Raw genomic sequence first — 26,757 nt, forward strand, 5'->3', positions numbered from 1 at the left:
CGTCAAAGATGCGCTGATGCTCGACTGACCGATATCTCGACTGACTGATATATAGCTCGCGTGCGCACTCGCGCGCGCGAGCGCTCCGCTCAACTCGCGCCTCGCTCGGCCCGCGCCTCCAGCTGGCTCTTGCGGACATGGCGGATCACCTCGACCAGCAGCGCGGTCAGAAGCCCCACGTTCAGCAGCCCGTTCGCCGCGGCCATCCCGCCGAGGATGCGCCATTGATGGGTCAGCAGAATGTCGCCATAGCCCAGCGTTGTAAAACTCACGAGCGAGAAATAGACCGACTGCTCCATCGTGTGGAACACGCCGAGGAGGCGGAAGCAGAAAGCCCAGAGCCAGACGCCGGCAGTGACCATCGCCAAGGCCCAGAGCGCGGCGACGACAACCATCAGCATCAATTTCGGACGGTGCGGCTCGCGCAGCATCCACCAGTGCAGCCGCGCGAATGTCGCCTCGATCGCCCAGGCGCTGAGCGCGGCGATGCATACGGTCAGAAGCATCATCACCGAACCGATCGCGATCTGAATGGTCATGGGCGTCTCCTCCTGCCCTAGCTATTTCGCGCCGCCGCACCCACGTCAAGCGCAGCGGTGCCGCACTGGACACAGCCGCTTGCCTGCCCTATCTCGATGCGACCATGGCAAAGCATTCAGACCCCAATTCCAAGCTGATCGCCGAGAACCGGCAGGCCCGTTACCACTACGCCGTCCAGGATACGCTGGAGGCGGGCATCGTGCTGCAAGGCTCAGAGGTGAAATCGATGCGCGTCGGGCAGACGAACATCGCGGAAAGCTATGCCTCCGTCGAGGATGGCGAATTGTGGCTGATCAACTCCTATATCGCGAGCCTGAACCAGGCCTCGCATTTCGGCCACGAGGAGCGCCGCAAGCGCAAACTGCTCGTGTCGAAGCGCGAACTTTCACGTCTTTGGAATGCGACCCAGCGCGAGGGGATGACCATCGTGCCGCTGAAGATGTACTTCAACGAGAAGGGCATCGCGAAGATCCTGATCGGTATCGCGAAGGGCAAGAAACAGGCCGATAAGCGCGAAACAGAGGCGAAACGCGACTGGAACCGCCAGAAACAACGCCTTCTCAAGCAGAATTACTAGGGACACAGGGCGGATTTGCCCGCCCTGCCCTTGCGTCTTGCGCACCGCTGAGTCTAAGCAATCCCGACCGGCAAAAGAGGCGCATGACGATGGATGACCCGAAAACGCTCGTATCGACGGATTGGCTCGCAGCCCATCTGAAGGATCCCGACCTGCGCATTCTGGACGCGTCGTGGTTCCTGCCGCAGATGGAGCGAGATGCAAAGGCGACCTACGAGGCCAAGCATATCCCCGGCGCGCGTTTCTTCGACATCGACGAAATCTCCGACAACCGCTCGGACCTGCCGCATATGGCGCCGCCGCCCGAGAAATTCATCTCGCGGATGCGCGCGATGGGCGTGGGCGACGGCCATCAGGTCGTGATCTACGACCAGCACTCCGTCTTCTCCGCGCCGCGCGTCTGGTGGACCTTCCGCCTGATGGGCAAGACGGATGTGGCCGTGCTTGATGGCGGGCTCCCGAAATGGGAGGCCGAAGGCCGCCCGCTCGAAGACATGCCGCCGATGGTCCGCGACCGTCACATGACGGTGCAGCGCCAGTCCGGTCTGGTGAAGGACGTCACGCAGGTCGCCCATGCCAGCAAGCTTGGCGATCACGAGATCATCGACGCGCGCCCGAACGATCGCTTCCTCGGCAACGGCACCGAGCCGCGCCCGGGACTGCGTTCGGGTCACATCCCCGGCTCGCGCAACCTGCCCTTCGGCGAACTGCTGACCCCCGAGGGCACCTTCAAATCCCCCGACGAGATCAAGGCCCTGTTCGAGGCCGCCGGTGTCGACCTGTCGAAGCCCGCGATCACGACCTGCGGCTCCGGCGTAAGCGCCGCGATTCTCGCGCTCGCGCTGGAGATCATCGGCAAGTCGGACTGGTCGCTCTATGACGGGTCCTGGTCGGAATGGGGCATGTACAACGACCTCAAGGTCGCAACGGGAGAAGCATGATGCTGAACAATCTCAAGCCGCAGGCGCCGGACAAGATCCTCGCGCTGATGGAAGAATACCGCGCCGATGAGCGCGACCAGAAGGTCGATCTCGGCGTCGGCGTCTACAAGAACGCCGAAGGTGAAACCCCGATCATGCGCGCCGTCCACAAGGCGGAAAAGCAGGTCTGGGAAAACGAGACCACCAAGAAATACGCGGGCCTCGCCGGCCAGCCGGAATTCCACGCGGCGATGGCCGAGATGGTTCTGGGCAAGGGCTATCCGGCCGACAGTCTGGCCTGCCTGTCGACCGTGGGCGGCACTGGCGCCTGCCGGATGGGCTTCGAGCTTGCGCGGATGGCGAACCCCGGCACAAAAATCTGGGTCTCCGATCCAACCTGGCCGAACCACCTCTCGATCCTGAAATTCATGGATCAGGACTTCACCACCTATCGCTACTTCGATTCCGAGACGCGCTCGGTCGATTTCGACGCGATGATTGAAGACCTGAAGGGCGCCAAGGAAGGCGACATCGTGCTGCTGCACGGCTGCTGCCACAACCCGACCGGCGCGAACCTGACGCTCGAGCAATGGGGCAAGGTCGCCGATCTGCTTCAGGAAACCGGCGCCGTGCCGATGATTGACCTCGCCTATCAGGGCTTCGGGGACGGTCTGGAAGCGGATGCGGCAGGCACCCGCCTGATCGCCGAGCGTCTGCCGGAAGTGCTGATTGCGGCGTCGTGCTCGAAGAACTTCGGCATCTATCGCGAGCGCACCGGCTGCCTGATGGTTCTGGGCTCGGAAGAGACCAAGAAGACCGTGCAGGGCAACCTAGCCTATCTCAACCGTCAGACCTACTCCTTTCCGCCCTATCACGGGCAGGCGCTCGTCACCCGCGTGCTCACCGATCCCGAACTGCGCGCCGATTGGGAAGCCGAGCTGGAAGATGTCCGCACCGGCATGCTGGAACTGCGCCAGCAACTCGCGGACGAGTTGCGCAAGCTGTCGAACTCGGACCGCTTCGACTTCGTGGCAGAGCATCGCGGCATGTTCTCGCGCCTTGGCGCCACGCCCGAGCAGGTCGCCGCGATGAAGGAAGGCAACGCGATCTACATGGTCGGCGACTCGCGGATCAACATCGCGGGCCTGAACAAGAACAGCGTGCCGCTGCTGGCCCGCGCACTGATCGACGCAGGCGTCTAAGCACCTACCACAGAATAGAAATTCAAAACGGCGGCCCCTTCGGGTCGCCGTTTTTCGTAGCGGAATTTTCCGCCTTGCGCCCTTGAAATAATAAGCAGGCTCATAATATAGAGGCTTACTTTAATTTCAACGGAGCTCCGGATGCCCGATCAGAGCCTAGGTTTTCTCCTGCACGACGCGACGCGGTTGATCCGCCGTCGCTTCGAGGCACGCGCCAACGAATTCGGCCTGACCACTGCGCAGTGGCGGCTGCTCGTCTACCTCAAGAAGGAAGGCGCGCTGGCGCAGGCCCGGCTGGCCGAGCTGCTCGAGATCGAACCGATTTCGGTCTCGCGCCTCGTCGACCGCATGGAAGAAGCCGACTGGGTCTGCCGCAAAGCTGATCCGAATGATCGCCGCGTCAAGCTCGTGCACCCTTCGGTCAAGGCGCGCAACGCCTTTGAGGATGCGCGCTCGATCGCGGACGACATCTATGAACAGGCGCTGGCCGGGTTGAGCGATGACGAAATCGCGACCGCATTGAACACCCTGCGCCAGATCATCCGTAACCTCTCCGAAGACACCTCCTCCACGTCAGAGACACATCATGAGTGACCAGAACCCGACCGCCGAGAGCGCGGAAACCCAATCGAAACAGAAACAGAAGAAGGGGCCGAAATTCTGGCTCCTCATTCTCGTGCCCGCCCTGATCGTACTGGGTGGCGCGTGGTACTGGCTCAGCGCCGGTGGCTCGCAAAGCACCGCCAACGCCAATTATCAGATGGCGCGAATCCCGGTAGCCTCGCAGATTTCGGGCCGCGTGACCGAGGTGTTCGTGCATGACAACGAGCACGTCGAGAAAGGCGCGCCGCTGTTCCAGATCGACAAGAAACCCTACGAGCTGGCACTGGCCAAGGCGCAGGCCGCGCTCTCGCAAGCCCGCCTGCAGGTCGAGCAGCTGCGCGCCTCCTACAAGGCCGCGCTCGCCGACGAGAAACAGGCTGCCGACAACGCCGCCTATCAGGAGAAACAGCTCGCCCGTCAGGAGAAGCTGATCAAATCCGGCACCACCACGCAGCAGGCGCTCGACCAGCAGCGCACGGCCACGCAAGCCGCGCAGAACACGCTGGCCGCCGCCAAGCAGAAGGTGGCCTCAGCCAAGGTCGCCCTCGACGGCAATCCCGAGATCCCGGTCGACGAACACCCCTCGGTGAAATCGGCGATCGTGGCGGTGAACGATGCCAAATACAATCTCTCGCAGACCGAGGTCGATGCGCCCACCGACGGCATCATCTATCAGGCAGCCTCCTTCAAGGCGGGCGAGATGGTCGGCGCGGGGACAAGCCTCTTCACGCTGGTCGACACCAGCGATGTCTGGGTGATCGCGAACTTCAAGGAAACCGCGCTGACCCACATGCAAGAAGGCCAGTCGGCCACCGTCGAATTCGACGCTTTCCCCGATCGCGAATATCACGCGACGGTCGAGGCCGTCGGCGCAGGCACCGGGGCGGAGTTCTCGATCCTTCCGGCGCAGAACGCGACCGGCAACTGGGTGAAAGTGACGCAACGCGTGCCGGTGCGCCTGCGGCTCGACGATGGCGCAAACCTCGATGGCCTGCGCGCGGGTCTCTCGGCCAGCGTCACCGTCGATACCGCCTCGCAGCCGCGCTACAAGCGTATCCTCGACAAGGCCAACAGCTCGGCCGCCGTGGCGGGCACGACCGAACAGGGGCAGTAAGCCATGGCTGACGCCGCCGAAAAGGAACCCAAGGGAATCGACCCGCATAACGTCCCGCATCGCGCGCTGATCATGGCGTCGCTGATGCTGGCGGTGATCATGCAGGTGCTCGATACCACCATCGCGAACGTGGCCCTGCCCGACATGCGCGCCGATCTCGGCGCGTCGCGCGACACGATCAACTGGGTGCTGACCTCCTATATCGTGGCCGCGGCCATCGTGACGCCGCTGTCGGGCTGGCTCGCCAATCGCTTCGGGCGGCGCGAGATCTTCATGGTCGCGGTGATCGGCTTCGTGGTCTTCTCGATGCTCTGCGGGATCGCGTGGTCGCTCGACGTGATGGTGATCTTCCGCCTCATGCAGGGCGTGTTCGGTGCGGCCATCGTGCCGCTTGCCCAGAACTTCATGCTCGACATCAACCCGCGCGAGAAGCACGGGCAGGCGATGGCGATGTTCGGTGCGGGCATCATGCTCGGCCCGATCATCGGCCCGACGCTGGGCGGCTATCTGACCGAGGTGATCAACTGGCGCTGGGTGTTCTACATCAACGTGCCGCTCGGCATGATCGCCATCGCGGGGTCGCTCTTCTTCCTGCCCGAAACACCCAAGAAGAAGATCGGCTTCGACTTCTTCGGCTTCGCGGCGCTGGCGGTGGCGATCGGGTCGCTGCAGATGATGCTCGACCGTGGGTCCGATCTCGACTGGTTCGCCTCGCGCGAAATCTGGATCGAGGCCGCGCTCGCGATCAGCGGGTTCTGGGTCTTCATCGTCTGGATTCTCAGCGCGAAAAAGCCCTTCCTCGAACCGAAGATGTTCCTCGACCGCAACCTCTCGATGGGGCTGCTGTTCATCTTCGTGATCGGGATCATCCTGCTCGCCTCGCTGGCGCTGCTGCCGCCGATGCTGTCGAATATCTTCGGCTATCCGACGCTGACGACGGGCTTGGTGATGTCCCCGCGCGGGGTCGGGGCGATGGTTATGATGCTGCTGATTGGGCGGCTGGTGAAGGTCATCGACCTCCGCATCCTCGTGGTCGTCGGGCTGTCCTTCACTGCCTACTCGCTGCACATGATGTCGACCTTCTCGCCGCAGATGGGTCCGAAATGGATCATCGTCTCAGGCGTGATCCAGGGCTTCGGGCTGGGCTCGGTCTTCGTGCCGATCTCGACGCTGGCCTTTGCCACGCTCGACCCCAAGTACCGCGGCGACGGCACGGCACTGTTCTCGCTGCTGCGCAATATCGGCTCGTCCATCGGGATTTCGATCGTGACCGCGCTGCTGACGCACAACATCGCGGTGAACCATGCCGAGATCGTCTCTGCGATCAATCCGCAGAACCTTTCGGGCGTGATGAACGGTGCAGGCAGCATCTCGAGAGAGGCCGCGCTGGAGGTGCTCAACAACCTCGCGACGCAACAGGCGGCGATGATCTCTTACGTGGACGATTTCAAGTTCATGATGTGGGTCACACTCGCGGCCATCCCGCTGGTCTTCTTCCTACGCAAGCCGGATTACCAGAACAGAGGCGGACAGCAGAAGCAACAAGGCGCTCCGGTCACCGAGTAAACCGACATCAGACGCAATGGAAAAAGGCCCGGGATCGCTCCCGGGCCTTTCGCTTTGTCTTGGATGCGGCGTCTTAGTTGACGAACTCCGGATAGGCTTCCATGCCGAGTTCCGCCTTGTCGAGACCCATCATCTCGTCCTCGGCGGGGGCGCGGATGCCCATGACGGCTTTGAGGATGAACCAGATGATTGCCGAGACCACGAAGACGAAGATGCCGACGATGATGATCGAAACGATCTGGCCGTAGAAGGTGCCGTCGGGGTTGGTGATCGGAACCGCCAGCGTGCCCCAGATACCCGCGCCGAGGTGGACCGGGATGGCGCCCACGACGTCGTCGATCTTCAGCTTGTCGAGCATCGGAACCAGCAGGACCACGATGATACCGCCGATCGCGCCGATGATGGTCGCTGCACCGAGGCTCGGGGTCAGCGGCTCGGCCGTGATCGACACGAGGCCAGCCAGAGCGCCGTTGAGAACCATGGTCAGATCCGGCTTCTTGTAGAGGATCTGGGTCAGGATCAGCGCAGCGATCGCGCCACCGGCTGCTGCGGTGTTGGTATTGGCGAAGATGCGCGAGATATCGGCGACGTTGCCCACGGTGTTCATGTAGAGCTGCGAACCGCCGTTGAAGCCGAACCAGCCGAGCCACAGAATGAAGGTACCGAGCGTGGCGAGCGTCAGGTTCGAACCGGGCATCGCCTGGACCTTGCCGTCCTTGTACTTGCCGATGCGCGGGCCGAGGATCAGAGCACCGGCGAGAGCTGCCCAGCCACCGACCGAGTGCACGACGGTCGAGCCGGCGAAGTCGAGGAAGCCGAAATCGGTGTCAAGGAAGCCACCGCCCCATTTCCACGAAGCCTGGATCGGGTAGATGAAGCCCGTGAGGATCACGGTGAAGATCAGGAACGGCCACAGCTTGATGCGCTCGGCCAGGGTACCCGAAACGATCGACGCCGTGGTGGCGCAGAACATCAGCTGGAAGAAGAAGTCCGAACCGACCGAAGCGTAGGTCAGGTCGACCGAATCCGCGCCGACGCCGACAGGCTCGAGCGAAGTCGTCGAGAAAGCGCCGAGCACGCCGTTGATCGACCAGCCGTCGCCCGGATACATCAGGTTGTAGCCGATCAGATAGTACATGATCGCCGCGATCGCGAAGAGCGCGATGTTCTTGAGCGACTGCATGGTCACGTTCTTCGAGCGTACGAGGCCAGCCTCGAGCATCGAGAAGCCCGCGCCCATCCACATCACCAGGAAACCGGTGACGAGGAACATGAAGGTGTTCAGGATGAAGCCGATCTCGTTGGCCGGCGGATCCATCGCCGCAGGCGCGGCGGCATCCTGGGCCAGTGCCGGCAGAGCCACCGCGGTCAGTGCGACCGCAAGGCCGGTGATTTTCGAAAGCTTGTTCATTTTCCTACTTTCCCCTGTCGCGTCTTAAAGCGCGTCGTCATTGGTTTCGCCGGTGCGCACGCGAACCGCCTGCCCGACATCGAGAACGAAGATCTTGCCGTCGCCGATCTTGTCGGTCTTCGCGGCTTTCATGATCGTGTCGACCACCTCGTCGGCGAGGCCGTCAGCGACCACGATCTCCAGTTTGACCTTCGGCACGAAGTTCACGGCGTATTCGGCGCCACGATAGATTTCCGTGTGACCCGACTGGGCACCGAAGCCTTTGATCTCGGTCACCATCATTCCGCGTACGCCGATGGTGGTGAGCGCCTCGCGCACCTCCTCCAGCTTGAACGGCTTGATTGCTGCAATGATGAGTTTCACCTGACATCCCTTCCTTGTTCAGCCCTTTCGATGCCCGCTTGGCGACATCGCACGGTGATAAGAGGCCCTCTGCGCCCCTTTCGCACAAGGAAACGAGGTTCCGTCCGACTGGCAGATTCAGCGGAATCAGGCCCTAATTTGCACAATTTGTGCGCGTTGCCTAATTTTTAGTCACATTGCAAATCTGAAACGTGATTTTTCGCGGGTCCACATCTCGGGTCGGCCCGTGTAGATTGCGCGAAATTAAAACGCAGGCAGCGGAACAGGCAGATGACTCAGAAAGGCGGAGGGCGCGGGCGCCTCGTGGCCGACAAACGCTATTCCTCTTCGAAGCAGAAACCCAAGGCATCGAAACCCGCCAAGCCGCGCAAGACTGCGCGCCGCGGCGGCGGCGGCGGTGGCAAGCCTCCCCGGCGGCAGGGACCGGTCACCGGCCTGATCATCGGCCTCGCGCGGCTGATCTGGCGCGTGATCTGGGGAATCGGCTGGCGACTCGCGATGATCGTCGCGCTCGTGGTGGGCGCGGCGACCCTGTATTTCTACTCGACCCTGCCAGACTACACGAAGCTGCTCGACGGCCGCACGCGCGGCTCGGTCACTATGCTCGACGATCAGGGCAAGGTCTTCGCCTGGCGCGGCGAAACCTTCGGCGGGCAGATCGACGCGAAGAACGTCTCCCCCTATCTGCGCGACGCCGTGGTCGCGACCGAGGACCGCCGCTTCTACCATCATTTCGGCATCTCGCCGCGCGGCATCGCCTCGGCGATGGCCATCAACATGCGCGAAGGGCGCGGCCCGTTTGACGGCAACGGTGGCTCGACCATCACGCAGCAGACCGCCAAGCTTCTCTGCCTCGGCGTGAAGTTCGACCCGAAGAAGTGGAAGAACGAAGCCGCCTACGAAAACGACTGCCGGTCGGGCGGTCTGCGCCGCAAGATCAAGGAAGTCCCTTACGCCTTCGCGCTGGAGCTGAAATACTCCAAGGACGAAATCCTCTCGATCTATCTCAACCGCGCCTATCTCGGGGCCGGCGCGCGTGGCTTCGAGGCCGCGTCCGAGCGCTATTTCGGCATCTCGGCAGCGAATGTCGATCCGCAGCAGGCTGCAATGTTGGCGGGCCTTCTGAAAGCGCCGAGCTACTACGCCCCGACCTCCAGCCTGAAGCGCTCGCAAGAGCGGGCCGCGACCGTGCTCAGCCTGATGCATGAGCAGGGCTACCTGACGGATCGTCAATATCTGGACGCGAAGAACAACCCCGCGACGCTGAGCCAAGCGGCGCAGAAACGCGCAGGCGGCTATTTCGCAGATTGGGTGATGGACACCATCCCCGACTTCCTGTCGCGCGACACGACCGAGGACGTGGTCATCAACACCACGCTCGATCAGCGCATCCAGTCCGCCGCCGAAGACGCGATGAAATCGGTCTACGAGAACAAGGTCTCGAAGGGGTCAAAAGCCGAGTCCGCGATCGTCGTGATGAGCGCGGATGGCGCCGTGCGGGGCATGGTTGGCGGTCGGGCCACGAAGGTCTCGGGAGCGTTCAACCACGCCACGATGGCGCAACGCCAGACCGGCTCGACATTCAAGCCCTTCGTCTACGCGACCGCGCTAGATCTGGGCTACACGCCGGATTCGATGGTCGATGACGCGCCGGTCACGGTGAAGATGCCCGGCTCGCCCGATTGGAGCCCGCGCAACTACGAGCGCAGCTACATGGGGCCGATCACGCTGACGACCGCACTGGAGCATTCGGTGAACGTCGCGACCGTGCGCGTCTCCGAGGCCGTTGGCCGTGAGAACGTCATCAAGGTCGCGGAAGGCTTCGGCTTCGCGCAGGACCTGCCGAACCTGCCCTCGGTGGCGCTCGGCGTCGGGGAATCGGACTTGCTCGACATGACGGGGGCCTATGCAGGAATCCTCAATGGCGGCTCCTCGGTGCAACCCTATGGCCTGACCTCGCTGACACTGAAGGGCGACGATCAACCGCTCTTCGGCAAACCCGGCGGGATCGGTGAGCGGGTAATCTCGCAAAAAGCCGCACAGGAGCTGACCTACATGATGCGCCAGGTCGTGCTGCACGGCACCGGCCGCCGCGCCAATATCGACGGCTACGAGATCGCGGGCAAGACCGGCACCACGCAGAGCGCCCGCGATGCCTGGTTCATCGGGTTCACCTCCGACTACGTGGTCGGCGTCTGGATGGGCAATGACGACAACTCGCCGCTGAAAGGCACCACCGGAGGCGGCCTGCCCGCCGAGATCTTCCACGAGACGATGAAGCGCGTGCTCGACGGCGAAGATCCCAAGCCGCTGCCGATGGCCCATCCGGGCGACTGGCAGGTGCCGGATCAGCAATATCAGGGCCAAAACCAGAGTGCGGGCCAGGCCCCTGCCCAGCGACAGCCGCAACGGCGACGCCGCGACCCGTCTCAGTCGATTCTGAACGAGCTGCTCAACATCTTCGGCAGCAATTGAGCGAGTAGACCCGAAAAAGAAGAACGCCCGGACCGCTGGCCCGGGCGTTCTTCTTCTCGACAGGCGCTCACCCGGGCCGAAACCCGAACCGCTTACCCGGCCCGCTTCAAGTCCTCGATCATCGCGTCGATATTGCCGCGGCGCCGGTCGAGCATCGCACCGATCTCCGCACGCTCGGAGGCAAGCATGTTTACTCCTTCGACGATCAGGTTGAAGAACTTGTCGCTGCCCGAGCGATCGGAGACCTGCCACAGAACCTCGAACGGCGCCTGCCCCGGCAAGCTCGCGAGTGTCTTGACCTCGTAGAAGGTCTTGACCGGACGCGCGCCCTGTATCTGGAACTTCGCCCCCTGAAACTCTCGGAAGCGCTTGCCGTATTTGCGCGAGAGATAGCCCTGGAACGCCTTGGTGAAGGCCGAAAGCTGCGCCGGGCTCGCCTGCCGCGCCGCGACACCCAGCGCCGAGCGCGCGATGACGTTCACATCGGCATATCTCGCGAAAATCCGCTCGAACATCGCGTAGAGGGCGGAACCGGTGCGACCAGAAGCGATGGCCGCATTTACATCGTTCACCGCTTTCTGGATCAGCGACCGCGCCTGTGCATCCGTCAGCGCGAAAGCCGACCCCGGCAACAGCGCCGCCGCGACACCCGCCGCGCCGAGGCCCAGAACATGTCGCCTACTGCGGCAGTAAGTCTTCGTAGGGATCGTAGGCATTCGCATCGCTGGCCTCCTCGCCGTTGAGTTCGTAGCGCCGGTTCTGCAGATACAGAAGCCGACTCTGGGCATAGCTGTCGGCACTATCGTACAGGATCGAATCGACAGTCGTGCCATACATGTCGCGCTTCGCGATCTTGCCGCCGAAGCGCAGCGCGCCCGCGGCGATCCGCTCCTTGTCGGGCAGTGCGTTCAGCGGATCGATCACGAAATCGACCACCATCCCGACCGTATCGCGCGTCGTGGACGGGCCGAAGATCGGCAATTCCTGGTAATTTCCTTCGCCCACGCCCCAGACATGCAGCGTCTCGCCGAAATCGGTATCCGTCTCGGGCAGCGAAAAATCAGTCCCCGCCGGGTCGAAGATGCCGCCCAGCCCGATCGTCGAGTTGATGAAGAAGCGGAAAGTATTCTTCACGGCCGGCTCGGGGCGCCCTTGCAGGAGCGAGTTGAGCACTTTGCCCGGAAGGCTGAGATTGCTGCCGACGTTATAAAGCGTCTTCGTGAGCGGACCGGGCGGGCTCGTATCGGCCGGATCGCCCCGGAAGAACGCCGAATCAAGCTGCTTGTTGAACGCGTGGGTCTTGCGATTGGTGGCCTCGTAGGGGTCGTGAATACCCGTTGCGGGCGGTGCAGGCGCGCAGGCGGCCATCCCCAGCGCGAGCGCCGCAATCAAAGCCACCGCAGGCCGCAGCGCGCGCGGACGCGCCGAAGCTCTTTGTTCAATCCACTGCGCCAAAGTCGCTCCCCCTTCGTTGCGGCTTCAGTCCTGAAATAGATAGAGCGCATCCGGCCTTGTCGCAACGCGAGAGACGCAGAACTCCGGAGTTCCGGACCCGTTCGATAGAATTGAACGAAAAAGATCGCGGGAATTAACACCCTGTTCAGCGCGCGTGCGCCACTCTCGACATGCGCGGCGCTCCAAGCAGCGCCCCCATCTCGGGGAGGGCACGATGCCATATTCCAACACCGAAGAAGCGGTCATCAAACGCAACATCATCAAGGGCCGACGCGAAATGGCCCGCCTGCTGCGCGGGGTGCGTGGGCAATTTGCACTGGTCGCGATATTCGCCGCCTTCATCAATGTACTCGTCCTCGCCGGGCCCCTGTTCATGTTGCAGGTCTACGACCGCGTGCTGCCCGCACGGTCGCTGCCGACGCTGATCAACCTGTTCCTGCTGGTGGCCTTTCTGTTCATGATGATGGGCGTGCTCGATTGGGCACGGGGCCGCCTGCTCGCCCGGATCGGCGCGGATCATCAGCGCGGCCTCGAAAGGCGCGTGTTCGACGCCGCCATCGTCGACGCGACGGTCAACACGCAGGAGCGGTCGTCCAACAACGCCCTGCGCGATCTGGAAATTCTACAGCGTTACTATGCCTCCCCAGTCGCGGCAGCGGTGTTCGATCTGCCTTGGACGCCGCTCTATCTCGGGGTGCTGTTCGTCTTCCATCCCTGGCTCGGCGCATTGGCTTTTGCCGGGGGCGCCGCACTGATCCTGCTTTCATTCGCGACGCAATTCGTCACGCGCGCGCGGCTGGATGAGACGGCGCAGCTGGAGAACAAGGCCCGCTACCTGGGAAACGACTTTCTTCGACAGATCGAAACCATCGTTTCGCTTGGCATGCGTGAAAGCGGTTTCAAGCGCTGGCAGGCGGCGCGGCACGAATCCATGAACAACGCAATTCACACCACGGATGTCAGCGGCAGCTTCCACGCCGTGATGCGCGCCCTGCGGCTGCTCCTGCAAACCTCGATGCTCGCCCTCGGCGCCTACCTGGTACTGCAGGGTGAGGTGAGCGCCGGGGCGATGGTCGCAGCCTCGATCCTGATGGGCCGTGCGCTCGCGCCGGTCGAACTCGCCGTGGGCGGCTGGACGCAATGGCAGGGCGCCAGCCTTGCTCGCGACCGGCTGGCTGCCCTTCTCGGCGCCCACCCGCCGGAGCGAAAGGGCTCCGAATGGATCACGCCGAAGCCCCAGCTCACCGTGGAAGGCCTCACCATTCGCCCTGCGACGTCCGACCGCGCGACGCTCGACATGATCAGCTTCTCACTCGAACCCGGCGAAGCGCTCGGGGTGATCGGTCCGCTCGGTGCGGGCAAATCAGTTCTCGCGCGCAGCCTGTGCAACTTCCACCGCCCCAGCGCCGGCACGATCCGCCTCGACGATGTGCCGCTCGACCAATACGACCGCGACAACCTCGGGCGGCTGATCGGTTATCTGCCGCAATCGATCTCCTTTTTCCCCGGCACGGTAGCCGAGAATATCGCCCGGCTCGATCCAGCGCCGGACAAGGACCGGGTCATCGCCGCCGCAAAACGTGCTGGCGCGCACCAGATGATTCTCAAACTGCCCGCCGGATATGACACGCCGATCGAGTTCGAGGGAGCATCGCTTTCCGATCGTCAGCGCCAGCTCGTCGCGCTTTCGCGCGCGCTCTATCACGATCCGATACTCCTCGTTCTCGACGAGCCCAACCTGTTGCTGAACGGTGATGCCGGGCCGGGCCTTCATGCGATGCTGAGCGATCTGAAAGCGCATGGCGGCGCGGCGATCGTGATGACCAACAGCCCCGGGGCACTCGCTGAATGCGACCGTATCCTTGTGCTCGATCGAGGTGCGCAGCGCGCGCTCGGCGCGCGCGACGACGTTCTCAAGCGCATGATCGCCTCGGCCACCAAATCCCGTGTTGTGCCCGCCGCGGACAGTGCGGCGTGAGTGACGCGGACGTCCGTTCAGGACAGGAGAGCCGTCGCCAGGCCTCTTCGCTCCATCGCGTTCCGATCGGCTGCGGTCTCGCGGCGATCGTCGCCTTGTTCATCGGATGCGCCATATGGCTGACCTTCACGCGGCTCGCCGGACTGATCCAAGCCTCGGGCCGCATCGAAGTCGATAGTTCCCGACACGTGATCGAGCATCCGACGGGTGGGATCATCGATAAAGTCTACGTCAAAAGCGGCGATCACGTCACCCGCGGCCAAGTGCTTATACGGCTCGATGCGGATGATATCCGCACCGAGCTGGCTATCGTGGAAGCCTCGGAGTTCGCGGTTCAGGCCCAGCGGGCGCGTCTGCAGGCCGAACGAGACGGGACCGAAAGGATCGCTTATCCGGCACGCCTGTGGGAGGCGGCCAAGCACCGCGAAGATGTCGCGAAGCTGGTCGAGGGGCAGAAGGCTATTTTCGAGGCCCGCAAACAATCTTTCGCCCAGCAACGCGCGGATATGGCGCGGCAGATCCAGCAAATCAGCGCCGAGCGCGACGGAATCGACACTCAGGTCTCGGCCTTGGAACGCGAGGAGCGATTGATCGAAAAGGAACTGTCCCTCCGCGAACGGCTGAAGGATCGTGGACTTGCGACCTCGGCGCAAATCCTCGCACTCACCCGCGAGCAGGTTTCGCTGGAGCGACAACTCGGCGCGCTGCGCGCCCAGAAAACGCAACTTACGGTGCAAAGCGGCGGCGTGGTACTCACCGCGTCGCGGCTGCAGTCGCAACGCCGGGAGGAAATCGAATCGCAACTCGAGTCCCGCAACGCCCGTGCCATCGAACTCTCGGCGCGCGCGACCCATCTGCGCCGCGAACTGGCGCGGCGCACCCTGCGCGCCCCGGTCAACGGCACGGTGCACGACGTACGTCTGCGCGGCGCGCACGCGGTGCTGCGCCCGGCGGAAATGGCGATGGCGATCGTCGAAACCGGACGGCCGCTTGTTATCAATGCCAGGATCGATCCGATCAACGTCGATGGCGTCGCAGCGGGCCAGAGCGCGATCCTGCGCTTCCCCGGTTTGTCGCGGCGAATATCCAGCGATTTGATCGGAAAGCTCACCCGGATTTCCCCCGATACGCTGACCGACCCGGTGACGGGGGAGAGCTATTACCAAGTGCAGGTCACCTTCGACATTGGGCAGCTCGACACGGAGGAAAGCTCCCTCTTGGTTCCCGGGATGCCCACAGAGGTCTTCCTGCAAACCGAGCCGGTCTCGCCAATCCGCTACCTGCTCAGCCCCTTCCTCGATTTCTTCGCACTTGGGGGAGCGGCAGGATGAAGGTTCGGCCCGACACGGTCACAACCGATCGAGCAAGGCGCGCGTCGGCCAACCGTCCGCAGGCAGTCCGAGCTTCTCCTGCGCCGTCTGGACTGCGTTACGAGTGTTCGCGCCAAGGATGCCGTCCACCGCACCCACGTCATAGCCCTTCTCAACGAGCTTTTGCTGCAGCCGCTTCATCTGCGCCACGCTCAGTCCCGGTTCCGGCGCGCCGGGATCGAGGCGCGGCGCTCCTTCGAGGCGTGTGGCAAAATAGGCCGCGCTGGTGACGTAGACGAAGCTCTTGTTCCACTCGAACAGCACGCGGAAATTCGGATAGACGATAAAGGCGGGCCCCTTGCGCCCCATCGGCAAAAGGATCGATCCGCGCAGGCTGCTGGCAAGCTGCCCTTGCCGCGCACGCACCCCGCGTGCCTTCCAATCGGAGACCGGCAATTCAGTCGTCAGCCCGGTCTTGGACCAATCGAGATCGTCAGGCACCGTGACCTCTTGCATCCACGGCTCGTTCGGCCGCCAACCCATATCGCGCAGCATATTCGCTCCCGACATCAGCGCATCGGGGGCGGACGTCTTCAGACGCACATGCCCATCGCCATCGCCGTCGACACCGTTGCGGAGGATGTCGTCCGGCAGCATCTGCACCTGCCCGATTTCTCCCGCCCAGGCACCGGTGGTTCGCTGGGGATCGAAATCGCCGCGCCGGAAAAGCTTGCCCGCAGCGATCACCTGCGGGCGGAACAGCGCGGGCCGACGGCAATCATGGGCCAGCGTCAGAAGCGCGTCGCGGGTGTTGAAATCGCCCTGCACCGCGCCGTAATCCGTCTCGAGAGCCCAGAACGCCAGCAGCACCCCGCGCGAGACGCCATAGGTCTGCTCCATCCGGTCGAAGGTCTTCGCATAGCGCTTGGCGTTCTTTGCCCCGTTAACCATCCGGTTCTTGCTGATCACCGCGCTCGCAAATTCGAGGAATGTCTTGCGAAACACCCCTTGCGCCCGGTCCGCCCGCAGCACGGCCGGGCTCTGCCGCGCACCGGCGAGGAACGCATCAACCTGTCGCGCGTTCAGTCCAGCCGCCTGCAGATCGCTGCGAATTCCGGACAGGAAACCGGACCAGCTCCCGCCGCACTGCGCATGGGCCAAGCCGGGGGTGAGCATGGGCGAGAAAGCGAGGGTCAGAATGAGCAAAGCCTTACGCATGGGGGCCTCCGGATTGCGCGGTTACCCTCAACGCTATCTTGGGCGACCCAGAGCGACAACCCGATGTGCCAGCCGTGCAAGCCGTTGCAATTTCAGCACTCTTCGCAGACGCAGCATCGGATCATCTAAATGGTTAACTTGCTTTTTACATTGGTGTGATCAGCATGGAGCATGGGGAAGCTGTTGGAGGATGTCATGGAATTCCTGCCCAAGGAGGTCCTTGAAGGACTGCGCGCCGCGCAGAAGCGCGATGCGGCGAAAAAGGCGCGCCTGCGGGTTCTCGCGGGCGGCCAGATCTGGCCGGTGCTGCGCCGGGTTCCAGGCGGATTCGCGCTGGACGCGGACGAGGTCACGCATCTGCGCGGTCATGTCGATCTTTACGACGGCGAGACCCATGTCGCGACCTGCCTGATCGTGGCGTCGGAGATTCAGGGCCATGAGTTGATCTGCACCGTGAAGCGGGAAACCGCGGTCAGCGATCGCGCAGCGCTGGACTTCGTGCAGGAAGCGCCGACGCTCTCGGGCTACCTGACGAAGCTCTGAGCGAGCTAGAGATTTCAAAGGAAAGGGCCGGAAAACCGGCCCTTTTTCATTGCAGATCAGCGAAGGCCGCCTGCAGTCGGTCGACCGCCTCGCGCACCCGCGCCCGCGGCGTGGCGAGGTTGAAGCGCAGGAACCTTTCGCCCCCGGCTCCGAAGGTCGCGCCGAGATTCACCGCGATCTTCGCTTCTTTCAGAACGCGCGACTGGTATTCCTCGGGCTCCATTCCGGTGCCGGAGAAGTCGACCCAAGCAAGATAGGTCGCCTCGAGCGGCATCGAATGCAGTCCTGGAATCTCTGCGATCCCCTGATCGAAGATGCGCCGGTTCTCGTCGAGATAGGCGTTCAGCGCATCGACCCACGCGGCGCCCTCGGGGCTGTAGGCTGCCGTCGCCATAGCAATGCCGAAACTGTTGGGCGAAATCCCCAAGGCAGCCATCCGCTTTGCGAATCGGGCGCGCAGGTCCGGATCCGCAATGATCACGTTTCCGGTGTGGGTGCCCGCGATATTGAAGGTCTTCGTAGTGGCCGTCATCATCACCAGCGGCAGATCGGGCGCGGCGTTCGCCATCGGGATATGCGTTTCGCCCGGCATCACGATGTCATGGTGAATCTCGTCCGAGACCAGCACCAGCCCGTGGCGCTTCGCGAACTCGGCCGTGGCTTCCAGTTCCGCGCGGGTCCAGACGCGGCCGCCGGGGTTGTGCGGCGAGCAGAGGACGAGCATCTTCTCGGAGCCGGTCATAAGCCCGTCCCAGGCGTCGAAATCCATCTCGTAGCGACCATCGACCAGCTTCAGCGGGCACTCGCGCACCTCGCGCCCGGCCGCACGGATGACCCGCGCGAAGGCGTGGTAGACCGGCGTCATCAGAACGACCGCATCGCCCGGATCGGTATAGGCGTCGACGCAGAGCGCCGTGCCGTTGACCAGCCCATGGGTCGTGAAGATCCAGTCCGGTTCGATCTCCAAGCCGTGCCGTTCGCGCATCCACCACTGGATCGCGGCACGGTACTCGTCCTCGCCGCCCCAATAGCCATAGATGCCCTGCCCGACCATCTCCTCGAGCGCACGCTGAACGCAAACGGGCGGGCGGAAATCCATATCCGCGACCCACATCGCGATCCCATCTTCGGGCGACACGCCGTAAACCTTTTCCATCGCGTCCCATTTCTGCGAATGGGTGCCTACGCGGTCGATGATTTCGTCGAAGTCGGGTTTGCTCATTTGCGCCTCTCTCTGGTCGGATTGGGCGCATCTGAGCAAAAGCGAAGCCGGGTTACAAACGGCGTTTTGTCACTGGCACAATCACCGCCGCCATTGCACAGAGGCATTGCTTCGCCTAAATCCCTGCCCATGACGCTACGACCGATCCTGATCCATCCCGATCCGCGCCTGAAAAAGGTCTGCGAGCCGGTGCCCGAAGTTAACGACGAGATCCGCAAGCTCGCCGATGACATGCTCGCGACCATGTATGACGCGCCCGGCATCGGCCTGGCCGGGCCGCAGGTCGGCGTGATGAAGCGGATCTTCGTGATGGATTGCGTGAAGGACAAGGAAGCGGCCCCCGAGCCGATGGTCCTGATCAATCCCGAGATCAGCTGGACTTCGGAAGAGACCAATGTCTACGAGGAAGGCTGCCTCTCGATCCCGGATCAATATGCCGAGGTGACGCGCCCCTCCGAGGTGCGGATGAAGTGGCTCGGCCTCGACGGGCAAAGCCATGAGGAACAGTTCGACGCGCTTTGGGCGACCTGCGCTCAGCACGAGTTCGACCATCTCAACGGCAAGCTGTTCATCGACTATCTCGGTCCGATGAAGCGCAAGATGATCACCCGCAAGATGGAGAAGCTCAAGCGCGAGCGCGCCCGTGCGGGCGCGGCCAAGGATCCGATCCTCTGATGGCTGCGCGCGCGTTCATCCCCTATGACGACCGCCGCCTGCATCGCCCGGCCGAGCCGGTCGAGACGATCACCGAAACCGTCCGGATGATCTGGGACGACATGGTCGAGACGATGGACGCGATGCCCGGCGTCGGCCTCGCCGCGCCGCAGATCGGCATCATGATGCGGCTTGCGGTCGTCGATGCGTCGGACAAGCGCGGTCAGGCCGTGCGGATGGCGAACCCCGAAGTGCTGCATGCGTCGGTGCAGATGCGCAAGCACGAGGAGGCCTCGCCCAACCTGCCCGGCGTTTTCGCCCCGATCGAGCGGCCCCGCGCTGTGACGGTGCGCTTCCTCAATGAAGACGGCGAGATGGAGGACCGCGATTTTGTGGGCCTCTGGGCGACGAGCGTCCAGCACCAGATCGACCATCTCAACGGCAAGATGTATGTCGATCATCTCTCGCCTCTGCGCCGCAAGATGCTGGTGCAGAAGTCGAAGAAACTCGCGAAAGGCTAAGCGATGCGCGTCATCTTCATGGGAACGCCGGAATTCTCCGTCCCCGTTCTGGAGGCGCTGGCCGGCGCGCATGAGGTTGTCGCCGTCTACAGCCAGCCGCCCCGCCCCGCCGGTCGCGGCAAGAAAGAGCGCCCCTCACCGGTCCATGCCAAGGCCGAGGAACTGGGGATCGAGGTGCGCACCCCGCGGAATTTCAAAGCACCCGAGGATCGTGAAGCCTTCGCCGCGCTGAATGCCGATATCGCGGTCGTCGTGGCCTACGGGCTGATCCTGCCGCAGGCCATTCTGGATGCGCCCGCGAAGGGCTGCCTGAATATCCACGCCTCGCTGCTCCCGCGCTGGCGCGGGGCCGCGCCGATCCACCGGGCGATCATGGCAGGCGACAGCCAGACCGGCATCTGCATCATGCAGATGGAAGCCGGACTCGATACCGGGCCGGTTCTGCTGCGCGAAGCGACCGAGATCGGCGCGACCGAGACCACCGGCGAGTTGCATGACCGGCTGAGCGCGATGGGCGCCCGGCTGATCCTCGATGCGCTGTCCGAGATCGACTCGCTGATCCTTCAGCCTCAGCCGGAGGATGGCGTCACCTATGCCGCGAAGATCGACAAGGCCGAAGCGCAGGTCGATTGGACGCGCCCGGCCGACGAGGTGATCCGTCATATCAACGGCCTCTCGCCCTTCCCTGGCGCCTGGACCGAGATCGCGGGTGAGCGGATCAAGCTGCTGCGCGCCGCCCCGGCAGAGGGCAGTGGCGCGCCGGGCGAAATCCTCGACGGGTTTACGATTGCCTGCGGCACTGGCGCGCTGGAAATTCTCGAGGCGCAGCGCCCCGGCAAGCGTCCGATGTCGGGCGACGACGTCTTGCGCGGCCTGCGCCTGCCCGCTCGCCTCAGCTGAGCGCAACTACCTTCCCAAAACGCACAACTTGCGGCAGACTTGCGGGAAAACCACAAGGAGCAGTCGATGACCCCCCGCATGAGTGAGTTCGCCTGATGGGCGTTCTGTTCGGCTTTCTCGCGACGGCAGGCAGCCGCATCGTCGGGATTGGCTTCGCACTCGCCATCTGGCTGCTCGCGCGCCCGGGAGGCTGGGCCGTGCTCGTGGTGCTGACACTGCTCGCCTTGCGCGTGTTTCCCGGTCACCAAGTTTGAGTTCAGAAGGTCGAGGCCCAGATGTTATTCGTTAATTCCCTGAGCGGCAGCGATATCGTGATGATCGCCATCGCGATGCTGCTGATCCTGTCCGTCTTCCTCGGCGTCCGGATCGTGCCGCAATCCGAAAAACATGTCGTGGAGAGATTCGGCCGGCTGCGCGCGGTGCTCGGCCCCGGCATCAACTTCATCGTGCCCTTCCTCGACCGCGTGCCGCACAAGATCTCGATCCTCGAGCGCCAGCTGCCCAATGCGATGCAGGATGCGATCACCGCCGACAACGTGCTGGTAAAGGTCGAGACCTCGGTCTTCTACCGAATTACCGAGCCGGAGAAGACCGTCTATCGTATCCGCGATGTCGATGCGGCCATCGCGACGACGGTGGCGGGGATCGTGCGCTCCGAGATCGGGGTGATCGAACTCGACGAAGTGCAATCGAACCGTGCCCGTCTGATCGAGAAGGTCCGCGAGCAGGTTGCCGTGATGGTCGACGATTGGGGGATCGAGGTGACCCGTGCCGAGATTCTCGACGTCAATCTGGACGAGGCGACCCGCGCCGCGATGCTGCAGCAGCTCAACGCCGAACGCGCGCGTCGGGCGCAGGTGACCGAGGCCGAGGGCAAGAAGCGCGCGGTCGAGCTCGCCGCCGAAGCGCAACTGTTCCAGGCGCAGAAAGAGGCCGAAGCCCGCCGCATCTCGGCGGATGCCGAAGCTTATGCGACCGAGGTGGTTGCGCAGGCGATCGCCAAGAACGGGCTCGAGGCCGCGCAATATCAGGTCGCGTTGAAACAGGTTGATGCGCTGGCGCAGGTGGCCAAGGGCGAAGGCAAGCAGACCGTGATACTGCCCGCCGCAGCCCTCGAAGCCTTCACCGACGCTTTCCAACTGCTGAGGAAAGCATGATGGACCTGTGGCAACTCCCGTGGGTCTGGGTCGTCGCCGGTCTTGTGCTGGGCGTCGCAGAGATGATCATCCCCGGCTTCATCTTCCTCGGCTTCTCGATCGGGGCCGTCGTCACGGGCGCGCTCGTCTGGATCGGCATCGTCGGAAATTCGGTCCCGATCACGCTGATCACCTTCGCGATTCTGTCGATCATCGCATGGCTCGCGCTGCGCAAGCTGATGGGCGTGCGACGCGGTCAGGTGAAGCACTGGCATGACGATATCAACGAGAACTGACCCCGTGTGACGAAACCCCGCCCGGCGGGTTCCCGCGCACCCCGGGAACTGGAAGCGGCCTATCGATGTTCTCTCGCCAATACGCAGAGAGAGATGAAAATCGACAGGAGATCATCATGTCTGACACGCATAATCACGAACGCTCGGGTCTGGGCGGCATCTACTTCGTTCTGGGCGCGGTCGTCGTTGCGCTCGGTATCGTCCTTTGGCTGATGATGGCGCCCGGGGATGAAAGCGCCACCACCGCGCCCGCAGAAAGCGACGCAAGCTCCACTTCGGTCACGATCGAAAACAGCGACTCCGCTGCCCCGGCGGATTCGTCGGGCGCGACCGCCTCGGGCGATGCTGCGGCGGGCGATACCGCGGCTAGCGACAGCGGCAGCACCGACACCAGCGGCGCTGCCGCCGAGGCCACCACGCAGAGCGGCGGATCGAACTGATTTCCGCCCTTCTGGATCACGCGCAAGTGAAGCGGCGTCCTGCGGGGCGCCGTTTCATTTTGCGCCGCGCTCCGCCTATCTGAGGACAGGAGGAGGAACGCAGGCCATTGCCTCGCGTTTCCTTTACCGAGGGACCAAAGCGAAGAGGCGAGCAGAAATGGCCAAGGATTCGAACCGACAAAGCAGTATCGGCGGCCTGATACTCACCCTTGTGGCGCTGGTCGCGGCGCTGGGTGTCGTGGTCTGGTTGGTTGCGGATACGCCGGTTGACGGGGGCGATGAGGCCGCCACCGATCCACCGAGCGAACAGCAGATGTCAGATCCGAATGCCGCGAAGGTCGAAGTCGCGCCGAACTCGAAGACGAGTGGCCCGGCTACCGGCGGCGATGGCCAGTGACCTAAGCGCCAGTCAGCCCCGAAGCTCTTGGAGGATCGCTTCCGCCGCGGCGCGCGGATCGGGCGCGCGGTGGATTGGGCGGCCAACGACGATATGGTCAGCGCCTGCGTCCACGGCGGCTGCCGGGGTCGCGATCCGCTTCTGGTCGCCGAGGTCGGCCCCGGTCGGGCGCACGCCCGGCGTCACGATCAGCTTGCCGGTTGCCTCGGGCAGCGCCCGGATCATCGCCGCTTCCTGCGGCGAAGCGATCACGCCATCGGCACCCGCGTCGAATGCACGGCCCGCACGTTCGGCGACGAGATCGCTGATCGCACCCTCCTTGATGAGCGCGCCGTTCAGGTCTTCCCGGTCGAGCGAGGTCAGGATTGTCACGGCGAGGATTTTCAGGTCGGTGCCCGCGGCGCCTTCCTTCGCGGCCTTAACCACATAGGGGTCGCCATGCACGGTGAGGAAATCAAGGTCGAACTGCGCCAGACCGCGCACCGCGTTTTCCACCGTCGCACCGATATCGAACAGCTTCATGTCGAGGAAGATGCGCTTGCCCTGATCCTGCTTCAGCTCGCTCGCCAGCGCGAGGCCACCGCCGGTGAGCATCCCCAGACCGATCTTGTAGAAGGACACCGAGTCGCCCAACTGGTTTGCCAGCACGAGGCCTTCATAGGCGCTCGGCACGTCGAGGGCGACGATGAGACGGTCGTCGGCGGGCAGGGTCATGTCGGTCATCGCAGAGCGCTCCTTTTCAAGATCGCCCCCTGATGCGGATCAATCACCGCTACGTCAAGCCGTTCGCGGGTTCACAGCCCGCCGATACCACGGCGCTGCGCTTCTCGGGTCAGCGCGCGAGTAAGCTGTCGATGTGGGATGTTCTGGCTGGCTTCGATTCTGACGGGCACCCGCAGCGGCTGCGCGACCCCGGGGATGAAGAATTCTACGATCGCCTCAAAACGGCGTTGCGCGGCATTGTAGATCAGGCGCGCGATATGCGTGGCGTTGCCATGGTGCATGGACAAGGACCCTCCTCTGTGGTCGTCCTCTATGCTTGTCTTCACGTAAACGCTAAACCTTGCGGTCTGGTTTCCTCCTGCGGCGAAATGGTCCATCGAAAAGACTTGAAGCGGCGCATGCCACATCCCATTTTTCATAGCGAGACCCGGCCAGGACGGCGCCTAATACAGGGCCAGACACATCCCGGGGGCTTTAAAAAAGGAGAATGCCGATGAACATGGAGAAGTTCACGGAGCGGTCTCGCGGCTTCCTTCAGGCCGCGCAGACGATCGCGATGCGCGAGGGTCATCAACGTGTGGTGCCCGAGCATCTTCTGAAGGCATTGATGGATGACGATCAGGGGCTGTCGGCCAATCTGATCAAGCGCGCCGGTGGCGAGCCTGCCCGCGTGCTCGAGGCCGTCGATCTGGCGGTGTCGAAACTGCCGAAAGTGTCGGGCGGCGACGGGCAGGTCTATGTCGAGCAAAGCCTCGTGCGCGTGCTCGACGAGGCCGAGAAGATCGCCAAGAAAGCGGGCGACAGCTTCGTGCCGGTCGAACGTGTTCTGATGGCTCTGGCCATGGTGAACACGCGCGCCAAGGACGCGCTCGATGCGGGCGCTGTGACGGCGCAGAAGCTCAACGCCGCGATCAACGACCTGCGCAAGGGCCGCACGGCGGATTCGGCCTCGGCCGAAGAGGGCTATGAGGCGCTCAAGAAATATGCGCGCGATCTGACCGAGGCTGCCGAGCAAGGCAAGATCGACCCGATCATCGGTCGTGATGACGAGATTCGGCGCACCATGCAGGTGCTCAGCCGCCGGACCAAGAACAACCCGGTTCTGATCGGTGAACCCGGCGTGGGTAAGACCGCGATCGCGGAAGGCCTCGCGCTGCGCATCATCGACGGTGACGTACCGGAATCGCTGCGCGACAAACGGCTCCTCGCGCTCGACATGGGCGCGCTGATCGCCGGTGCGAAATACCGCGGTGAATTCGAAGAGCGTCTGAAAGCGATCCTCAAGGAAATCGAGGCCGCTGCGGGCGAAATCATCCTGTTCATCGACGAGATGCACACGCTCGTGGGTGCCGGGAAATCCGACGGCGCGATGGACGCGGCGAACCTGATCAAGCCGGCGCTGGCCCGTGGTGAGCTGCACTGCGTGGGCGCCACGACGCTTGATGAGTATCGCAAATATGTCGAGAAGGACGCGGCACTGGCTCGGCGCTTCCAGCCCGTGATGGTGGAAGAGCCGACGGTCGAGGACACGATCTCGATCCTGCGCGGTATCAAGGAGAAATACGAACTCCACCACGGGGTGAAGATCTCCGACTCGGCGCTGGTCTCGGCTGCGACACTCTCGCATCGCTACATCACCGACCGCTTCCTGCCCGACAAGGCGATCGACCTCGTGGACGAGGCCGCCTCGCGCCTGCGCATGGAAGTGGACAGCAAGCCCGAGGAGCTCGATGCGCTCGACCGTCAGATCCTGCAGATGCAGATCGAAGCGGAAGCGCTGAAGAAAGAGGACGATACCGCTTCGAAGGATCGTCTCGAGAAGCTCGAGAAGGAATTGGCGGATCTGCAGGATCGCGCCTCGGAAATGACTGCCAAGTGGCAGGCCGAGCGTGACAAGCTGGAATCGGGCCGCAACCTCAAGGAGCAACTCGACAAGGCCCGGGCCGAACTGGATCAGGCCAAGCGCGAAGGCAATCTCGCCCGCGCTGGCGAGCTGAGCTACGGCATCATTCCGAGCCTCGAGAAGCAGCTCGCCGCGGCCGATGAGGCCGAAGGCGAAGAGCTGATGGTCGAGGAATCGGTGCGCCCCGAGCAGATCGCCGAAGTGGTCGAACGCTGGACCGGCATCCCGACCTCCAAAATGCTGGAGGGCGAGCGCGAGAAGCTGCTGAAGATGGAAGACGAGCTACACAAGCGCGTCGTCGGTCAGAATGCAGCGATCACCGCCGTGTCGAACGCCGTGCGCCGTGCACGTGCGGGGCTCAACGACGAGAACCGCCCGCTGGGCTCGTTCCTCTTCCTCGGCCCGACCGGTGTGGGTAAGACCGAGCTGACCAAGGCGGTCGCCAACTACCTGTTCGACGACGATCAGGCGATGGTGCGGATCGACATGTCCGAGTTCATGGAGAAGCACTCCGTGGCCCGGCTGATCGGTGCCCCGCCCGGGTATGTCGGCTATGACGAGGGTGGCGTTCTGACCGAGGCGGTCCGGCGGCGTCCCTATCAGGTCGTGCTGTTCGACGAGGTCGAGAAGGCGCATCCGGACGTGTTCAACGTGCTGCTGCAGGTGCTCGACGATGGTGTGCTGACCGATGGTCAAGGCCGCACGGTCGACTTCAAGCAGACGCTGATCGTGCTGACGTCGAACCTCGGCTCGCAAGCGCTCAGCCAGCTGCCGGATGGTTCGGATGCAGGCGAGGCCAAGCGTCAGGTGATGGATGCGGTGCGGGCGCATTTCCGCCCCGAATTCCTGAACCGTCTCGACGAGATGGTGATCTTCGATCGCCTGAACCGCAAGGACATGGACGGGATCGTGGAAATCCAGCTCAAGCGGCTGGAGAAACGTCTGGCACAGCGCAAGATCACGCTGGATCTGGACGAGTCGGCTCACAAGTGGCTCGCCGATGCAGGCTACGACCCGGTCTATGGCGCGCGCCCCCTGAAGCGGGTGATCCAGCGCTCGCTGCAGGATCCGCTGGCCGAGGCGATCCTTGGCGGCGAAGTTATGGACGGCGCGACGGTCGAAGTCACGGCTGGCCCGAACGGGCTGATCGTCGGCGGTCACGTGGCCCCCTTGGGTGGCACGAAACCCGCCGATGGCGTGCCGCTGCACTAAGAGCCACCTGAAGACGGATTGAGAGGGGCGGAGCGATCCGCCCCTTTTTCGTTAACATCAAGGGGCGCTGCCCCCTTG

General features: G+C 63.5%; 29 protein-coding genes (1 of these 29 running past the window's edge). 20 read left to right on the top strand and 9 right to left on the bottom strand.

Going from position 1 to position 26,757, the window contains the following annotated elements; all coding sequences use genetic code 11:
- Positions 1–28 carry the 3' portion of a DUF302 domain-containing protein gene (locus tag BMG03_RS00210; protein ID WP_075775446.1) on the top strand. 425 nt of this gene lie to the left of the window's left edge, so 28 of the gene's 453 nt are visible here — the last part of the coding sequence; its start codon lies beyond the left edge, outside the window; the stop codon is at positions 26–28.
- A gap of 61 nt (positions 29–89) precedes the next feature.
- Here BMG03_RS00210 and BMG03_RS00215 read toward each other — a convergent pair whose 3' ends face one another.
- Entirely contained in the window at positions 90–539 is a 450-nt protein-coding gene (locus tag BMG03_RS00215) for an ion channel (RefSeq protein ID WP_075775445.1), read from the bottom strand.
- A gap of 104 nt (positions 540–643) precedes the next feature.
- Here BMG03_RS00215 and smpB point away from each other — a divergent pair, with 104 nt between their 5' ends.
- The 6 genes from smpB (at position 644) to BMG03_RS00245 (ending at position 6,522) form a co-directional block, all read left to right on the top strand.
- Positions 644–1,117, top strand: coding sequence for an SsrA-binding protein SmpB (smpB, locus tag BMG03_RS00220; protein WP_075775444.1), 474 nt, complete (start codon positions 644–646; stop codon positions 1,115–1,117).
- 89 nt (positions 1,118–1,206) lie between these two features.
- Positions 1,207–2,058 carry a 3-mercaptopyruvate sulfurtransferase gene (gene sseA / locus BMG03_RS00225; RefSeq protein WP_075775468.1) on the top strand — a complete coding sequence of 284 codons (852 nt, stop codon included), beginning with the start codon at positions 1,207–1,209 and terminating at the stop codon, positions 2,056–2,058.
- Positions 2,058–3,239 carry an amino acid aminotransferase gene (locus tag BMG03_RS00230; RefSeq protein ID WP_075775443.1) on the top strand — a complete coding sequence of 394 codons (1,182 nt, stop codon included), beginning with the start codon at positions 2,058–2,060 and terminating at the stop codon, positions 3,237–3,239. The genes sseA and BMG03_RS00230 overlap by 1 nt, the downstream gene beginning before the upstream one ends.
- Before the next feature lie 141 nt (positions 3,240–3,380).
- A complete protein-coding gene (locus tag BMG03_RS00235; protein WP_075775442.1) occupies positions 3,381–3,833 on the top strand; it encodes a MarR family winged helix-turn-helix transcriptional regulator in 453 nt (150 codons plus the stop codon).
- Positions 3,826–4,956 (top strand): HlyD family secretion protein, encoded by a 1,131-nt coding sequence (locus BMG03_RS00240; RefSeq protein WP_075775441.1) that lies wholly within the window; start codon positions 3,826–3,828, stop codon positions 4,954–4,956. The genes BMG03_RS00235 and BMG03_RS00240 overlap by 8 nt, the downstream gene beginning before the upstream one ends.
- Positions 4,957–4,959: 3 nt before the next feature.
- On the top strand, positions 4,960–6,522 hold the full coding sequence (locus tag BMG03_RS00245) for a DHA2 family efflux MFS transporter permease subunit (RefSeq protein ID WP_075775440.1): 1,563 nt from the start codon (positions 4,960–4,962) through the stop codon (positions 6,520–6,522).
- A 73-nt stretch (positions 6,523–6,595) separates the two neighbouring features.
- Here the strand turns inward: BMG03_RS00245 and BMG03_RS00250 are convergent, their stop codons facing one another.
- Positions 6,596–7,933: an ammonium transporter gene (locus BMG03_RS00250; protein WP_075775439.1), complete on the bottom strand. Its 1,338-nt coding sequence runs from the start codon at positions 7,931–7,933 to the stop codon at positions 6,596–6,598.
- 24 nt (positions 7,934–7,957) lie between these two features.
- Complete coding sequence (locus tag BMG03_RS00255; protein ID WP_075775438.1) at positions 7,958–8,296, bottom strand: P-II family nitrogen regulator; 339 nt, start codon at positions 8,294–8,296, stop codon at positions 7,958–7,960.
- Positions 8,297–8,566: 270 nt separating this feature from the next.
- Between BMG03_RS00255 and BMG03_RS00260 the strand changes: the two genes are divergently transcribed.
- Complete coding sequence (locus BMG03_RS00260; RefSeq protein ID WP_075775437.1) at positions 8,567–10,771, top strand: transglycosylase domain-containing protein; 2,205 nt, start codon at positions 8,567–8,569, stop codon at positions 10,769–10,771.
- A gap of 92 nt (positions 10,772–10,863) precedes the next feature.
- Here BMG03_RS00260 and BMG03_RS00265 read toward each other — a convergent pair whose 3' ends face one another.
- Both BMG03_RS00265 and BMG03_RS00270 read right to left on the bottom strand, forming a co-directional pair.
- Entirely contained in the window at positions 10,864–11,487 is a 624-nt protein-coding gene (locus BMG03_RS00265; RefSeq protein ID WP_075775436.1) for an MlaC/ttg2D family ABC transporter substrate-binding protein, read from the bottom strand.
- Positions 11,450–12,169 (bottom strand): MlaA family lipoprotein, encoded by a 720-nt coding sequence (locus BMG03_RS00270; protein WP_244270976.1) that lies wholly within the window; start codon positions 12,167–12,169, stop codon positions 11,450–11,452. Before BMG03_RS00270 ends, BMG03_RS00265 begins: the two co-directional genes overlap by 38 nt.
- A 271-nt stretch (positions 12,170–12,440) precedes the next feature.
- On the opposite strand from BMG03_RS00270, the gene BMG03_RS00275 reads away from it, so the two are divergent.
- Together BMG03_RS00275 and BMG03_RS00280 are read left to right on the top strand one after the other, a co-directional pair.
- Positions 12,441–14,204, top strand: a complete 1,764-nt coding sequence (locus tag BMG03_RS00275) for a type I secretion system permease/ATPase (RefSeq protein WP_075775435.1) — start codon at positions 12,441–12,443, stop codon at positions 14,202–14,204.
- Entirely contained in the window at positions 14,201–15,535 is a 1,335-nt protein-coding gene (locus BMG03_RS00280; RefSeq protein ID WP_075775434.1) for an HlyD family type I secretion periplasmic adaptor subunit, read from the top strand. Before BMG03_RS00275 ends, BMG03_RS00280 begins: the two co-directional genes overlap by 4 nt.
- Before the next feature lie 18 nt (positions 15,536–15,553).
- Here BMG03_RS00280 and BMG03_RS00285 read toward each other — a convergent pair whose 3' ends face one another.
- Complete coding sequence (locus BMG03_RS00285) at positions 15,554–16,732, bottom strand: lytic murein transglycosylase (protein ID WP_075775433.1); 1,179 nt, start codon at positions 16,730–16,732, stop codon at positions 15,554–15,556.
- A gap of 171 nt (positions 16,733–16,903) precedes the next feature.
- Between BMG03_RS00285 and BMG03_RS00290 the strand changes: the two genes are divergently transcribed.
- The gene (locus tag BMG03_RS00290; protein WP_075775432.1) at positions 16,904–17,275 is read left to right on the top strand and encodes a hypothetical protein; all 372 of its coding nucleotides are present in this window, start codon (positions 16,904–16,906) and stop codon (positions 17,273–17,275) included.
- Positions 17,276–17,321: 46 nt separating this feature from the next.
- Here BMG03_RS00290 and BMG03_RS00295 read toward each other — a convergent pair whose 3' ends face one another.
- Entirely contained in the window at positions 17,322–18,497 is a 1,176-nt protein-coding gene (locus BMG03_RS00295) for a MalY/PatB family protein (RefSeq protein ID WP_075775431.1), read from the bottom strand.
- A 129-nt stretch (positions 18,498–18,626) separates the two neighbouring features.
- Here BMG03_RS00295 and def (BMG03_RS00300) point away from each other — a divergent pair, with 129 nt between their 5' ends.
- The 8 genes from def (BMG03_RS00300) to BMG03_RS00330 all read left to right on the top strand — a co-directional run bounded on the left by def (BMG03_RS00300) (position 18,627) and on the right by BMG03_RS00330 (position 22,841).
- Positions 18,627–19,172 carry a peptide deformylase gene (gene def, locus BMG03_RS00300; RefSeq protein WP_075775430.1) on the top strand — a complete coding sequence of 182 codons (546 nt, stop codon included), beginning with the start codon at positions 18,627–18,629 and terminating at the stop codon, positions 19,170–19,172.
- Complete coding sequence (gene def, locus BMG03_RS00305; protein ID WP_075775429.1) at positions 19,172–19,672, top strand: peptide deformylase; 501 nt, start codon at positions 19,172–19,174, stop codon at positions 19,670–19,672. Before def (BMG03_RS00300) ends, def (BMG03_RS00305) begins: the two co-directional genes overlap by 1 nt.
- 3 nt (positions 19,673–19,675) lie before the next feature.
- Complete coding sequence (gene fmt, locus BMG03_RS00310) at positions 19,676–20,572, top strand: methionyl-tRNA formyltransferase (RefSeq protein WP_075775428.1); 897 nt, start codon at positions 19,676–19,678, stop codon at positions 20,570–20,572.
- A gap of 95 nt (positions 20,573–20,667) precedes the next feature.
- Entirely contained in the window at positions 20,668–20,826 is a 159-nt protein-coding gene (locus tag BMG03_RS20585) for a hypothetical protein (protein WP_157771525.1), read from the top strand.
- Between the two features lie 60 nt (positions 20,827–20,886).
- Positions 20,887–21,729 carry an SPFH domain-containing protein gene (locus tag BMG03_RS00315; RefSeq protein ID WP_369907771.1) on the top strand — a complete coding sequence of 281 codons (843 nt, stop codon included), beginning with the start codon at positions 20,887–20,889 and terminating at the stop codon, positions 21,727–21,729.
- On the top strand, positions 21,726–22,004 hold the full coding sequence (locus BMG03_RS00320) for an NfeD family protein (protein ID WP_077701024.1): 279 nt from the start codon (positions 21,726–21,728) through the stop codon (positions 22,002–22,004). The genes BMG03_RS00315 and BMG03_RS00320 overlap by 4 nt, the downstream gene beginning before the upstream one ends.
- A 116-nt stretch (positions 22,005–22,120) precedes the next feature.
- A complete protein-coding gene (locus tag BMG03_RS00325) occupies positions 22,121–22,444 on the top strand; it encodes a hypothetical protein (protein WP_075775425.1) in 324 nt (107 codons plus the stop codon).
- Between the two features lie 157 nt (positions 22,445–22,601).
- The gene (locus BMG03_RS00330; protein WP_075775424.1) at positions 22,602–22,841 is read left to right on the top strand and encodes a hypothetical protein; all 240 of its coding nucleotides are present in this window, start codon (positions 22,602–22,604) and stop codon (positions 22,839–22,841) included.
- 12 nt (positions 22,842–22,853) lie between these two features.
- Here the strand turns inward: BMG03_RS00330 and pyrF are convergent, their stop codons facing one another.
- Both pyrF and BMG03_RS00340 read right to left on the bottom strand, forming a co-directional pair.
- The gene (gene pyrF / locus BMG03_RS00335; RefSeq protein ID WP_075775466.1) at positions 22,854–23,555 is read right to left on the bottom strand and encodes an orotidine-5'-phosphate decarboxylase; all 702 of its coding nucleotides are present in this window, start codon (positions 23,553–23,555) and stop codon (positions 22,854–22,856) included.
- Between the two features lie 80 nt (positions 23,556–23,635).
- Complete coding sequence (locus BMG03_RS00340) at positions 23,636–23,851, bottom strand: hypothetical protein (protein ID WP_157771526.1); 216 nt, start codon at positions 23,849–23,851, stop codon at positions 23,636–23,638.
- 206 nt (positions 23,852–24,057) lie between these two features.
- Here BMG03_RS00340 and clpB point away from each other — a divergent pair, with 206 nt between their 5' ends.
- Complete coding sequence (clpB, locus tag BMG03_RS00345) at positions 24,058–26,679, top strand: ATP-dependent chaperone ClpB (RefSeq protein ID WP_075775422.1); 2,622 nt, start codon at positions 24,058–24,060, stop codon at positions 26,677–26,679.
- Positions 26,680–26,757: the final 78 nt, after the last annotated feature.

This window comes from Thioclava nitratireducens (assembly GCF_001940525.2).
GTDB classification, from domain to species: Bacteria; Pseudomonadota; Alphaproteobacteria; order Rhodobacterales; family Rhodobacteraceae; genus Thioclava; species Thioclava nitratireducens.

What these genes read in the sequence shown, in the direction of transcription:
- BMG03_RS00215 (WP_075775445.1), bottom strand. Translation starts at nt 539, where the DNA reads ATGACCATTCAGATCGCGATCGGTTCGGTGATGATGCTTCTGACCGTA.
- smpB (WP_075775444.1), top strand. Translation starts at nt 644, where the DNA reads ATGGCAAAGCATTCAGACCCCAATTCCAAGCTGATCGCCGAGAACCGG.
- sseA (WP_075775468.1), top strand. Translation starts at nt 1,207, where the DNA reads ATGGATGACCCGAAAACGCTCGTATCGACGGATTGGCTCGCAGCCCAT.
- BMG03_RS00230 (WP_075775443.1), top strand. Translation starts at nt 2,058, where the DNA reads ATGCTGAACAATCTCAAGCCGCAGGCGCCGGACAAGATCCTCGCGCTG.
- BMG03_RS00235 (WP_075775442.1), top strand. Translation starts at nt 3,381, where the DNA reads ATGCCCGATCAGAGCCTAGGTTTTCTCCTGCACGACGCGACGCGGTTG.
- BMG03_RS00240 (WP_075775441.1), top strand. Translation starts at nt 3,826, where the DNA reads ATGAGTGACCAGAACCCGACCGCCGAGAGCGCGGAAACCCAATCGAAA.
- BMG03_RS00245 (WP_075775440.1), top strand. Translation starts at nt 4,960, where the DNA reads ATGGCTGACGCCGCCGAAAAGGAACCCAAGGGAATCGACCCGCATAAC.
- BMG03_RS00250 (WP_075775439.1), bottom strand. Translation starts at nt 7,933, where the DNA reads ATGAACAAGCTTTCGAAAATCACCGGCCTTGCGGTCGCACTGACCGCG.
- BMG03_RS00260 (WP_075775437.1), top strand. Translation starts at nt 8,567, where the DNA reads ATGACTCAGAAAGGCGGAGGGCGCGGGCGCCTCGTGGCCGACAAACGC.
- BMG03_RS00265 (WP_075775436.1), bottom strand. Translation starts at nt 11,487, where the DNA reads ATGCCTACGATCCCTACGAAGACTTACTGCCGCAGTAGGCGACATGTT.
- BMG03_RS00275 (WP_075775435.1), top strand. Translation starts at nt 12,441, where the DNA reads ATGCCATATTCCAACACCGAAGAAGCGGTCATCAAACGCAACATCATC.
- BMG03_RS00285 (WP_075775433.1), bottom strand. Translation starts at nt 16,732, where the DNA reads ATGCGTAAGGCTTTGCTCATTCTGACCCTCGCTTTCTCGCCCATGCTC.
- BMG03_RS00290 (WP_075775432.1), top strand. Translation starts at nt 16,904, where the DNA reads ATGGGGAAGCTGTTGGAGGATGTCATGGAATTCCTGCCCAAGGAGGTC.
- BMG03_RS00295 (WP_075775431.1), bottom strand. Translation starts at nt 18,497, where the DNA reads ATGAGCAAACCCGACTTCGACGAAATCATCGACCGCGTAGGCACCCAT.
- def (WP_075775430.1), top strand. Translation starts at nt 18,627, where the DNA reads ATGACGCTACGACCGATCCTGATCCATCCCGATCCGCGCCTGAAAAAG.
- def (WP_075775429.1), top strand. Translation starts at nt 19,172, where the DNA reads ATGGCTGCGCGCGCGTTCATCCCCTATGACGACCGCCGCCTGCATCGC.
- fmt (WP_075775428.1), top strand. Translation starts at nt 19,676, where the DNA reads ATGCGCGTCATCTTCATGGGAACGCCGGAATTCTCCGTCCCCGTTCTG.
- BMG03_RS20585 (WP_157771525.1), top strand. Translation starts at nt 20,668, where the DNA reads ATGGGCGTTCTGTTCGGCTTTCTCGCGACGGCAGGCAGCCGCATCGTC.
- BMG03_RS00315 (WP_369907771.1), top strand. Translation starts at nt 20,887, where the DNA reads ATGATCGCCATCGCGATGCTGCTGATCCTGTCCGTCTTCCTCGGCGTC.
- BMG03_RS00320 (WP_077701024.1), top strand. Translation starts at nt 21,726, where the DNA reads ATGATGGACCTGTGGCAACTCCCGTGGGTCTGGGTCGTCGCCGGTCTT.
- BMG03_RS00325 (WP_075775425.1), top strand. Translation starts at nt 22,121, where the DNA reads ATGTCTGACACGCATAATCACGAACGCTCGGGTCTGGGCGGCATCTAC.
- BMG03_RS00330 (WP_075775424.1), top strand. Translation starts at nt 22,602, where the DNA reads ATGGCCAAGGATTCGAACCGACAAAGCAGTATCGGCGGCCTGATACTC.
- pyrF (WP_075775466.1), bottom strand. Translation starts at nt 23,555, where the DNA reads ATGACCCTGCCCGCCGACGACCGTCTCATCGTCGCCCTCGACGTGCCG.
- clpB (WP_075775422.1), top strand. Translation starts at nt 24,058, where the DNA reads ATGAACATGGAGAAGTTCACGGAGCGGTCTCGCGGCTTCCTTCAGGCC.